The 10,896-nt window shown below is 60.5% G+C and carries 9 protein-coding genes; 3 read left to right on the forward strand and 6 right to left on the reverse strand.

Features of this window, described 5'->3' with window-relative positions; translation table 11 throughout:
* Together ACFFAR_RS13605 and ACFFAR_RS13610 are read right to left on the reverse strand one after the other, a co-directional pair.
* Positions 1-2,183 (reverse strand): DUF3683 domain-containing protein (locus ACFFAR_RS13605; protein WP_375508005.1); only part of this gene is annotated, 2,183 nt, incomplete at its 3' end.
* Positions 2,184-2,619: 436 nt separating this feature from the next.
* Positions 2,620-3,609 carry a serine hydrolase gene (locus ACFFAR_RS13610; protein ID WP_174364640.1) on the reverse strand — a complete coding sequence of 330 codons (990 nt, stop codon included), beginning with the start codon at positions 3,607-3,609 and terminating at the stop codon, positions 2,620-2,622.
* A 304-nt stretch (positions 3,610-3,913) separates the two neighbouring features.
* On the opposite strand from ACFFAR_RS13610, the gene ilvA reads away from it, so the two are divergent.
* From ilvA to queF, 3 genes are read left to right on the forward strand one after another with little or no spacing between them, the layout of a single operon-like run.
* On the forward strand, positions 3,914-5,437 hold the full coding sequence (gene ilvA, locus ACFFAR_RS13615; protein WP_375508006.1) for a threonine ammonia-lyase, biosynthetic: 1,524 nt from the start codon (positions 3,914-3,916) through the stop codon (positions 5,435-5,437).
* 6 nt (positions 5,438-5,443) lie between these two features.
* Complete coding sequence (locus ACFFAR_RS13620) at positions 5,444-6,349, forward strand: 5'-nucleotidase (RefSeq protein ID WP_061998394.1); 906 nt, start codon at positions 5,444-5,446, stop codon at positions 6,347-6,349.
* Positions 6,346-7,173, forward strand: a complete 828-nt coding sequence (gene queF / locus ACFFAR_RS13625) for an NADPH-dependent 7-cyano-7-deazaguanine reductase QueF (protein ID WP_062169070.1) — start codon at positions 6,346-6,348, stop codon at positions 7,171-7,173. The genes ACFFAR_RS13620 and queF overlap by 4 nt, the downstream gene beginning before the upstream one ends.
* 27 nt (positions 7,174-7,200) lie before the next feature.
* On the opposite strand, the gene ACFFAR_RS13630 is transcribed toward queF, so the two are convergent.
* The 4 genes from ACFFAR_RS13630 to ACFFAR_RS13645 form a co-directional block, all read right to left on the reverse strand.
* Entirely contained in the window at positions 7,201-7,974 is a 774-nt protein-coding gene (locus tag ACFFAR_RS13630; RefSeq protein WP_075358964.1) for a fimbrial protein, read from the reverse strand.
* Positions 7,975-8,483: 509 nt separating this feature from the next.
* Complete coding sequence (locus ACFFAR_RS13635) at positions 8,484-8,867, reverse strand: RidA family protein (RefSeq protein ID WP_086383752.1); 384 nt, start codon at positions 8,865-8,867, stop codon at positions 8,484-8,486.
* A 17-nt stretch (positions 8,868-8,884) separates the two neighbouring features.
* The gene (locus ACFFAR_RS13640; protein WP_062169066.1) at positions 8,885-10,369 is read right to left on the reverse strand and encodes an amidohydrolase family protein; all 1,485 of its coding nucleotides are present in this window, start codon (positions 10,367-10,369) and stop codon (positions 8,885-8,887) included.
* A gap of 1 nt (position 10,370) precedes the next feature.
* Positions 10,371-10,896, reverse strand: a 526-nt coding sequence (locus ACFFAR_RS13645; protein WP_375508007.1) for a MurR/RpiR family transcriptional regulator, incomplete at its 5' end; no start/stop codon positions are given.

The following is a 10,896-nucleotide window of genomic DNA, read 5'->3' on the forward strand; positions in this document are numbered from 1 at the left end:
CCACGCAGCACCGTCTTGTGGATGTTCTGTGCTTCTTCGAGGATCGGCTTGAACTCGCCGCCATTGAAGATATGGCGCAATTCCGCGCGCAGTTCCTGCTTCCAGGAAATGCGGATGGTGCGGTCTTGCGCGACATCGAATACGCGAACGCCTTGCTGTGAATCCACGCGATCCGCGAGCTTCTCGGCGAGACCTTCGTAACCGAGTTGAACCAGATAATGCTGCGCTTCGCGCAACGGCATATCCAGCTTTTCGCCGACGAACGTCCAGCGTTCACGCACGCGCTTGAGCAGATCGAGCGCTTGCTGCACGCGGTCTTCGAGCAACTCGGCGCTCGGGATTTCGTTCGCGTCGTCGCTCTTGCCAAGCGGCAGCTTGCCAGCCTTGAAGAAGGTTTCGAGCGCATCGACCAGTTGCAGCTTGTTCTTGATCGACAACTCGATATTGATCCGCTCGATTCCATCCGTGTATTCGCCCATGCGGTTGAGCGGAATCACGACGTCTTCGTTGATCTTGAACGCGTTCGTGTGCTTGGCGATAGCCGCCGTGCGCGAACGATCCAGCCAGAAACGCTTGCGCGCCTCGGCGTTCACCGCAACGAAACCTTCACCGCTCTTGCCGTTTGCCATGCGCACGACTTCGGACGTTGCCTGGGCGACCGCATCCGGATCGTCACCGACGATGTCGCCAATCAGCACCATCTTCGGAAACGCGTTGCGCTTGCTTTTGGTCGCGTAACCGACGGCGCGCAGATAGCGTTCGTCGAGATGTTCGAGCCCGGCGAGGATCGCGCCGCCCTGCTTCGACGTCTCGAACAAATAATCCTTGATCTCCACGATGCTCGGTATCGCGTCGCGCGCCTGGCCGAAAAACTCCAGGCAGACCGTGCGCGTATGCGCGGGCATCTTGTGCAGGATCCATCGCGCCGATGTGATCAGCCCGTCGCAACCTTCCTTCTGAACGCCAGGCAGACCCGACAGGAACTTGTCCGTCACGTCCTTGCCGAGCCCTTCCTTGCGGAACTTCGTGCCGGAGATATCGAGCGATTCGGTACGCAGCAATTTTTCGCCCGGCGCGCGCGAACCGTCGAACCAGTCGAGCCGGAAACGCGCCACGGGAATGTCGTGGATCTTGCCGAGGTTGTGGTCGAGGCGCGTGATCTCGAGCCAGTTGCCTTCCGGATCGACCATGCGCCACCACGCGAGGTTGTCCAGCGCGGTGCCCCACAAAACGGCCTTCTTGCCGCCGGCGTTCATTGCGACATTGCCGCCTACGCACGATGCATCCAGCGACGTCGGGTCCACGGCGAACACGAATCCGGCCTGCTCGGCGGCTTCGGTCACGCGGCGGGTCACGACGCCCGCGCCCGAGAAAATGGTCGCGACCTTGCCATCGACACCCGGCAGATCCGTCATCTCGACGGGACCGAGCTGTTCCAGTTTTTCCGTGTTGATGACGGCCGCGAACGGCGTCAGCGGGATCGCGCCGCCGGTGTAGCCCGTGCCGCCTCCGCGCGGAATCACGGTCAGTCCGAGTTCGAAACACGCCTTGATCAGGCCGGCGATCTCGGCTTCGGTATCGGGCGTAAGCACCACGAACGGGTATTCGACGCGCCAGTCGGTCGCGTCCGTCACGTGGGATACACGCGATAACCCGTCGAACTTGATGTTGTCTTTCTCGGTGACCTTGCTGAACACCTTCGATGCCTTCTTGCGCAAATCGTAGGTCTGCTCGAACTCCTTTTTGAAGTCCTCGACCGCGCGGCACGCGGCGCTGATCAGCAACTCCACGCGCGCAGCACGGTCGCGGCCGGCATCGTCCTGATGTTGCGAGAGGTCGGCTTTGCGACGCTTCTCGATATCGCCCAGACGATGGTTCAGCGCTTCGATCAACAATGCGCGGCGTTTCGGATTGTCGAGCAGATCGTCCTGCAGGTACGGATTGCGGCGCACCACCCAGATGTCGCCCAGCACCTCGTAGAGCATGCGTGCCGAGCGGCCCGTGCGGCGTTCGCTGCGCAAATTGGCGAGCGCGGCCCACGCTTCTTCGCCCAGCAGGCGGATCACGATTTCGCGATCGGAGAACGACGTGTAGTTATAGGGAATTTCGCGCAGGCGCGGCTCGGTATCCAGGGCCACGGCATGCGCGGCGCCGTTCGGATCGAAGGCTTGGGGTGCGTTCATATTCGACAGTTCGGTGGGCCGGCGCCCGCGCTGTTGGAAGCAGAAGCAGCGGTATAGCCGGCATTGCGCGGGGAAGCGCAGTTTTTCGAGTGAAACTTTTTTAGTGAAGGTGCTCGCCGGCAGAGGGTGGCAAGCGATGCAAAACCTTCGAAGGTACCGGAATCAGCGCCACGATCGCGCATGTCCCGCTAATTGCGCATGAAATTTCGCAGCCGCGCGGGTTGTGCGGCACAGCGCGCTGCACTCGGGTTGAGCGTTGCGAGGAACATGCGTCAAAAAGCCGGTCCGGCACTGCCGTTGCATCTTCCGATCCTGTATCGAAAAGCGAATTCTAACCCATCGCGATATTCGCCGTTCGCGCTCGCTAGCGGGTTGAAGGGCTTTATGCATGCGCTTTTCGGACGGCTTTTTGACGATTTTTGCGCGTCCGGCGGTTTTACCTTGCCGCCAGTACCAGCCGGACGATACGCGCCATGATCGCCCCGGTCTGAGCGGCCAGTTGTTCCGCGGGCGGCGATACAGCCGATGTCGCCACCGCCAGCCGCAACCCCGGCGCCCACAGCGCAAACTGTCCGCCGTAACCCCAGCCCAGTACAACCGGATTACCGTGGATCACACCGGTGAACCACAAGTAACCATAACCGATGTTCGTGACATGCCTGACACGCCAGCTCGCCGCGCCATGGGAGTGCGTGCTGTCGCTCACCCAGGCGCCGGGAATCACGGTACGGCCATGCCACTTGCCGTCATTCGCCATGACCCAGATCAATTTCATCAGGTCGCGCGGACGCAGCGCCAGGCCGGCGAAGCTCAGCGACCGGCCGGCGTTGTCGCGGGCCCATTCGTAGCGCTCGATGCCAAGCGGGGCGAAGAGATCGCGCGCGGCGAGATCGGCGAGATCGAGGCCTTCTGCCCTCGACAGGATCGGCGAAATCAGCGAAACGGCCGGGTCGTTGTAGATCCAGGGCGGTGGCGATGTTGGATCGGCAGGAAGAGCGAGCGCCATGGAGACCAGATCGGGCGCGCTCATGAGTTCGTCGTAACGCGCTTGCCAGTCGTAGATGAGACCCGCCCTCCCCGAAAGGATTTGCGCGACGGTTACGCCGGCTGCGGGTGAGTCAGGCGCCTTGGCCACCGCTTCCGGCAAAAGCTCGCGCACCGTCGCCCTCAATCCTCCTCGGATCACGCCACGCTGCAACGCCTGTCCGACCAGCATGGAGGTCACGCTCTTGGTAATTGAATTGAGCGGCTGGAGGTCGTCGGCTGACGCGCCGCTGTAATAGCGTTCGCCAACCAGCGATCCGTTGCGGACCACGAGCAGGCTGCGAAGGCCGGGTTCGCGCGCTCCGTTGTCCAGCACATCGGCCAGCACGCTGGCGTCGAATTCATGCTTCTCACGTTTGTCTGTCAGCCAGTCTGAATGCATATCCAATCCACCGTGAACAGTTGAATGAACCCGCAAGCATGACCGGCGCGTGTCTCAGGTTTGGGCGCGGACGGTCAAGTAGACGCGGAGCCACGGCTATTCTTCGCCCGGCCAGACCACCACGCGCGAAAATATGCGGAAAAGTGACAATCGTCGACTCTCGTCGGGGAAGGCGGATTGCGGGCGCCGGCGGTGCGCTAACGAAGTCGAAGACCGCCCGAGCCGGGCGCCGGCGGCCCCCTGAGCTATCATTATTGCTTTCGCTCAAAAATGGCGTGCTCCCGAGCGCGCGAACGGCTCCTGCATGGCACACCCTGATTACCTGAAGAAAGTCCTGACCGCGCGCGTCTACGACGTCGCCCGCGAAAGCGAACTCGAACCCGCCCGCAATCTGTCCGCGCGACTGCACAACTCGGTCTATCTGAAGCGCGAAGACAACCAGCCGGTGTTCTCGTTCAAGATTCGCGGCGCGTACAACAAGATGGTGCACCTCCCCGCCGATATTCTCGCCCGTGGCGTGATTACGGCATCGGCGGGAAATCATGCTCAAGGGGTCGCCTATTCCGCCACGCGGCTCGGCTGCAAGGCCGTGATCGTCGTGCCGGTGACCACGCCGCAAGTGAAGATCGACGCCATGCGCGCATTCGGCGGCCCGGCCGTCGAAATCGTCCAGCACGGCGAGTCGTATAGCGACGCCTACGGCCACGCCGTCAAGTTGCAGGAAGAACGTGCGCTGACCTTCGTTCATCCGTTCGATGACCCCGACGTGATCGCCGGCCAGGGCACTGTCGCGATGGAAATCCTGCGCCAGCATCAAGGCCCGATCCACGCCATCTTCGTCCCCATCGGCGGCGGCGGACTGGCGGCGGGCGTCGCGGCGTACGTGAAAGCGGTGCGCCCGGAGATCCGCGTGATCGGCGTGCAGTCCATCGATTCATGCGCGATGAAGCAATCCATCGCGGCCGGCGAACGCCTCACGCTCAGCGAAGTCGGCCTGTTCGCGGACGGCACGGCGGTAAAACTCGTCGGCGAGGAAACGTTCCGGATCTGCCGCGAACTGCTGGACGAAGTCGTCACGGTAGACACCGACGCACTCTGCGCCGCCATCAAGGACGTCTTCCAGGACACACGCAGCGTGCTGGAACCTTCGGGCGCGCTGGCTGTTGCGGGCGCGAAGCTCTACGCCGAGCGCGAAGCGCTGGAAGCGAAGACGCTCGTCGCCATCACGTCCGGCGCGAACATGAATTTCGACCGCATGCGGTTTGTCGCGGAACGGGCGGAAGTCGGCGAAGCGCGCGAAGCCGTGTTCGCCGTGACGATCCCCGAAGAGCGCGGCAGTTTCCGGCGCTTCTGCGAACTGGTCGGCACGCGCAGCGTGACCGAGTTCAACTGCCGGATCGCGGATTCGAACGCCGCGCACATCTTTGTCGGCGTGCAGATCAAGACGCGCAACGAAGCCGTGCAGATGGCGAATGCGTTTATCGAACATGGGTTTGCCACGGTCGATCTCAGCCACGACGAACTCTCGAAGCAACATATCCGCTACATGGTCGGCGGCCATTCGCCGCTCGCGCAGGACGAACGCCTGCTGCGATTCGAATTCCCCGAGCGTCCGGGCGCGCTGATGAAATTCCTTTCATCGATGGCGCCGAACTGGAATATCAGCCTGTTCCATTACCGCAACCAAGGCGCGGACACGAGCTCGATTCTGGTCGGTATCCAGGTTCCTCAATCCGATAACGCCGCGTTCGGGCAATTCCTCGCGACGCTGGGTTACCCGTGGTGGGATGAAGGCGCGAACCCGGTCTACAAGCTGTTCCTGGCCTGACCGCGCATGGCGTTCACGCTCGATGACAAGCTGGTGGTCGCGATTTCGTCGCGAGCGTTGTTCGATTTCGAGGAAGAAAACGAGGTCTACGAATCCGGAGATCTGCGCGAATACGAAGCGCTGCAGCGTTCGCGCCTGAGCGTTCCGGCTAAACCGGGCATCGCGTTTTCATTGATCGAGAAACTGCTGGCGCTGAACGTTGACAGCGAGCGGCGCGTGGAAGTCGTGATCCTGTCGCGCAGCGATCCCATCAGCGGGTTGCGCGCGTTCAGTTCATGCAAGGAACATGGCCTTGCGATTGAACGCGGCGTGTTCACGCGCGGCGAGTCGCCGTTTCGATATCTGGAACCGTTTCGCGCGTCGTTGTTTTTATCGGCGAATTCGATCGATGTGCGCGATGCCATCGCCGCCGGCTTCCCCGCCGCGACCGTCGTTCCGCGAGCGCCGCTGACGGCAAGCCGGTATCCTGACGAGATTCGCATTGCCTTCGACGGCGACGCTGTCCTTTTCTCCGACGAAGCCGAGCAAGTGTTTCAGTCGCGGGGATTGCCCGCGTTTGTCGAGCACGAGGTCGGCAAGAAGGATCTGGCTCTTGCAAACGGTCCGTTGAAACCGTTGCTCGAAGCGCTTCACAAGCTGCAGAAACTCAGCCATGAAGCAACGCGGATGCGCATTCGCACGGCGCTCGTCACTGCGCGTTCCGCACCGGCGCACGAACGCGCGATCCGGACGCTGATGGCCTGGAACATCGAAATCGACGAAGCGATGTTCCTCGGTGGATTGAACAAAGGCCCGTTCCTGGCCAAGTTCGAACCCGACTTTTTCTTCGACGACCAAATTGGCCACATCGAATCGGCCCGCGTCGTGACAGCGACCGGACACGTACCGAATGGCATAGCGAACGCATCATGACGCCAGAACAATCTCCCCTTGGTAAGCCGGTCCAGTACCGCGAACAATACGATCCTTCGCTGCTCTTTCCCATCGATCGGGCGTCAGGCCGCGCGGCGATCGGGCTGACGGCGCGACTGCCGTTTTTCGGCACGGACATCTGGAATGGCTATGAGCTTTCGTGGCTGAACCGCAAGGGCAAGCCGCAGATTGCGGTGGCGACGTTCATCGTGCCGGCGGATTCGCCGAATATCGTGGAGTCGAAGTCGTTCAAGCTGTATCTGGGATCGTTCTCGCAGACGGCTTTCGATTCCATCGATGAAGTTCGTGCCGCCATTCGCAAGGACGTTTCCGCTATTTGCGGCGCGAACGTTTCGGTTCAGCTTGTCGCGCCTTATGAGTTTGGCGTGAAGTTGAAGATGGAAGAATTCGAGGGTTTGTCGCTGGACCGGCTGGATCTGGATGCGGATATTTATACGCCCGATCCGTCGTTGTTGAGCGCATCACATGGTGAATCACCGGTCGATGAAACCTTGTTCTCAAACCTGCTGAAATCGAATTGTCCGGTCACCGGCCAGCCGGATTGGGGCAGCGTGCAGATTCGGTACGTCGGCGCGCCGATCGATCATGCCGGTTTGCTCCGGTACATCATTTCGTACCGCGAACACACGGGGTTTCACGAGCAGTGCGTCGAGAAAATCTTCGTGGATGTAATGCGCGAATGCAAGCCGGAACGCCTTGCCGTTTATGCACGATACACACGGCGCGGCGGGCTCGACATCAACCCGTTCCGGACCAACTTCAATCTGCCGATGCCGGATAACGCGCGGCTTGCGCGGCAGTAGAACCATTCGAAAGCATCACAGGCAGGGCTATTGATAGGAAAAAGTGAATGTTGCGAGCGCCCGGACCGTTCCTGCTTTTAGCGTTCCGGCGACGCGCACGTAACGTGCATTGAACGGGATATGAGCGGTTCCAGAAAATGTTCCAAAACTTATCGTGTTAGTAAGTGGAACATTACTCGTGGTGTAGAAAAGAGACGAGGGGCTATACCGCACCAATGACGAACCGCTAAGAATCTGCACCGCAACCCCGGTTGCGGTTGAATCTGGAGCAAGACTGAGTTCGGTAGATTGATTCGACGGGGTTACCACGTCAGCGATACTGATTTGCGGCTTGGCGTCCTCCTCGCATTGCAGGTTTATTGCGAACAATTGCGATCCGGCTGTGGCGCCAACAGACGAAAGCGCTGAAGTAGGAATTGTAGGCAATGTCACCGCAATGTCTGTTTGTGTAACGGTGCATGCCGCTACAGTAACGGGATTCATCGTATATCCGAATTTCATATTGCTGTTCGTGTCGGTCTTGTTTGCAAATTCCTGATCATTGACACTTGCGACCATCGAAAAACTAAACGATCCGGGAGTCATCAATTTCGCAGTTCTCACCAATTCGAATGATCCTTGAAGCAGATTACTGCCATTGTTCGCCGGCCCCACGTCGAACGCATTTAATGAAGTCCCATGGATGACTAGCGCGAGGATCGATCCATCGGCTCCTCTCATGCGAAACCCTACGCCGGCTCCCATCCCGCTAAACGTATAGACGTCGGAAAAGCCTGAAACCAGCGCGATCGTGGCCGACACGCTGCTGATATGCTAACGCGAGCCGCCTGGAAAGGTATATGAGCAGGTAACGGGAATTGCGAAGCTTGCCTTTGCACCAGGAATCGGCTGTCCTACCGGAAGACTGCTGGGCACAGACACCGACGGTAAATTTACGGTTAGCGGGAGCGGCGCAGTGCAATCGGTGTAGCGGGCGAAGGCTTTGACCGTCACTAATAGAAGCAATAAAGCTAGCGCTCGAAGAATGAGGCGGCTCGGTTGATTTATACGCATACGTTGAGCGTCTCCAGGCAATGGTCACGTTTCGAACCAAGATCGAAGCCAATTTAGTCCCAAAGTATTCCCTACCGAGCTGATGACCGCGTCCAATAAGAAGACGCGGCAACGAAAAACTTCGTTGCCGCGTTTTATATTGAATATTCTTCGGTTTTGTAGTCAGTGCCCGCTTCCGCTTCCAGAGCCGGTGTTATTGGCGGCGATTCGCTGAAACGCTCTCGTTCTTGAAATAACGCATTAAGAACGCTAGTTAATCAAACCGCCTTTTTATAAGCCACACAATCCACTTCGACCTTGCAGTCGATCACCATCGACGAAACCACGCAAGCGCGCGCCGGCGGATGCTCACCAAAGTACTCCTTGAACACCTTGTTGAACGACGCGAAATCCCGCGGGTCATCGAGCCAGACGCCGCAACGAACGACATGCTCTGCGCCATATCCGGCTTCTTTCAAGATCGCGAATACATTCTGAATCGCCTTGTGCGATTGAGCAACGATCCCGCCTTCGATCACTTCGCCGTTTTCCATCGGCGTCTGGCCTGATACGAACAGCCATCCGTCCGCTTCAACTGCACGCGAGAACGGCATCACCGCACCGCCTTGTCCTTTACCGCCTTCCACACCATATCGTTTCATGGTCAATATCCTTTAAGTTAAAAATGCCCAAGCGCGTCGAGTTTCGAACCCTCGCCACGCGCCACAAACTGTCCCGCCCGTTGTCCTGTCACCCCTCCGTCCAGATACGACAGCACGCCGTTCACCCAGACTGCATCGATGCCATCCGCCGTCTGCCTCGGCTCGGCGAACGTCGCGGTATCGCGGACTTGATCGGCATCGAAAAGAACGAGGTCCGCGTGATAGCCCACTTTCACGAGACCGCGCCCGGCCAGCCCGAACCGCCGTGCCGATAACCCCGTCATCTTGCGCACCGCCTCCTCAAGAGGCAGGAGCGACGTGTCGCGCGCATAGTGCCCGAGCACGCGCGGAAACGCGCCCCACAAACGCGGATGCGGCAGCGGGTCATTCGGCAAGCCATCGGAGCCGACCATCGTCGCCGGGTGCGACAAGATCCGCCGCACGTCGTCTTCCGACATGTTGTGATACACGGCGCCCGCCGGCTGCAGGCGCTTGCCCGCCTCCTGTTGTGTGACTTGCCATTCGGCCGCGACCTCGGAAATCAGCTTGCCGGCCATCTCGGGATGCGGCGTGGACCACGTGATCGTGATGTCGATATCGCCGGTCACCTGTTTCACATCGAGCGTCGATGAACTACGGTTGTACGGATAACAATCGCATCCCACCGGTTGGCCTTCACGGGTCGTGTCGAGCGACTTCAACACCTCCGTGCTGCGGCCCCAGTTCGACGGCCCCGCACACTTCAAATGCGAGATCACGACCGGAACGCGCGCATGCTTGCCGACCTGATAGGCCTCTTCCATCGCGTCGAGAATCGCATCGAATTCGGTGCGCATGTGCGTGGTGTACAGCGCGCCGGCATGCGCCAGCGGCTCGGCCAGCGCCATTACTTCTTCCGGCGGCGCATTGAATGCCGAGCCATAGGCAAGACCGCTGCTCAGTCCAAGCGCGCCGTGCGCCAACGCTTCTTCGAGCTGGGCGCGCATGCCGTCGATTTCCGCCGGCGAAGCCCCGCGATCCAGCCGGTCCATATGGTTATTGCGCAGCGCCGTGTGCCCGATCAACGCGCCCACGTTCACGGCCGGACGCGCAACGTTCACGGCATCGATATACGCCGCGAATGTCGGGTACTGAAAATCGGCTTGCGCGCCCAGCAAGTTCATCGGATCGGGCGGAGCGCCTTTGAGCGTCACCGGCGACGCGCTGATCCCGCAATTGCCGACGATCACCGTCGTCACGCCTTGCGAGATCTTCGGCAGCATCTGCGGCGAGCGGATGACGTGGGTATCGTCGTGCGTATGAACGTCGATGAAACCCGGCGCCAGCACCCGCCCTTCTGCCTCCACCACGTTGTCGGCCGTCCATTGATCGAGCGCGCCGATCGCCACGATCTGCCCGTCCTTTACCGCCACGTCACGCTGAACCGCGGGCGCGCCGGTTCCATCGATAACCCGTGCGCCCTTGATCAGCGTATGGGCGTGTGTTTGTGAATCCAATGCCATTTCAGTCTCCTAAGGGCTCGCGGAAGTACTCGCCGGAAGGCTCGCCGAATGGCTCGCCGTCAGGCTCGCCAAATGGCTCGCCGGACGGCTGCCGTTCATCACCACCGCCGCGATACGCGTCGAGCGCGTGTTTCATGCGCCGCAAAAGCTCGCGGCTGGTTTCGCCCTGCTTCACGGCAAGTTCGGTAACGAGCAGGTCGAGCGCCATCAACATGGCGTAGCGGGATGTCGAAGGCTTGTAGATGAAGTCCGTTTCGTTCGCGATGATCGGGATCAGCCAGTCGGCGAGTTGCGCGAGCGGCGACGCGGGCGCGGTCAGCGCGATCACGCGCGCGCCGTATTCGCGCGCGAGGCGGCAGCTTTCGACCATCTCCGGTGTCTGGCCGGTGACCGAAAGCGCGACGACGACGTGTTCCTTCGACAGCGTCGCCGCGACCATGCGCTGCAGCAAGCCGTCCTGGTACGACGCCACCGGCCGGCCGAGCCGGACGAGCCGGAAGCGCATTTCGTCGGCGAGCGCCGTGGAG

This window comes from uncultured Caballeronia sp., from assembly GCF_964243625.1.
In the GTDB taxonomy this organism is placed as follows: domain Bacteria; phylum Pseudomonadota; class Gammaproteobacteria; order Burkholderiales; family Burkholderiaceae; genus Caballeronia.

What these genes read in the sequence shown, in the direction of transcription:
- ACFFAR_RS13610 (WP_174364640.1), bottom strand. Translation starts at nt 3,609, where the DNA reads ATGCATTCAGACTGGCTGACAGACAAACGTGAGAAGCATGAATTCGAC.
- ilvA (WP_375508006.1), top strand. Translation starts at nt 3,914, where the DNA reads ATGGCACACCCTGATTACCTGAAGAAAGTCCTGACCGCGCGCGTCTAC.
- ACFFAR_RS13620 (WP_061998394.1), top strand. Translation starts at nt 5,444, where the DNA reads ATGGCGTTCACGCTCGATGACAAGCTGGTGGTCGCGATTTCGTCGCGA.
- queF (WP_062169070.1), top strand. Translation starts at nt 6,346, where the DNA reads ATGACGCCAGAACAATCTCCCCTTGGTAAGCCGGTCCAGTACCGCGAA.
- ACFFAR_RS13635 (WP_086383752.1), bottom strand. Translation starts at nt 8,867, where the DNA reads ATGAAACGATATGGTGTGGAAGGCGGTAAAGGACAAGGCGGTGCGGTG.
- ACFFAR_RS13640 (WP_062169066.1), bottom strand. Translation starts at nt 10,369, where the DNA reads ATGGCATTGGATTCACAAACACACGCCCATACGCTGATCAAGGGCGCA.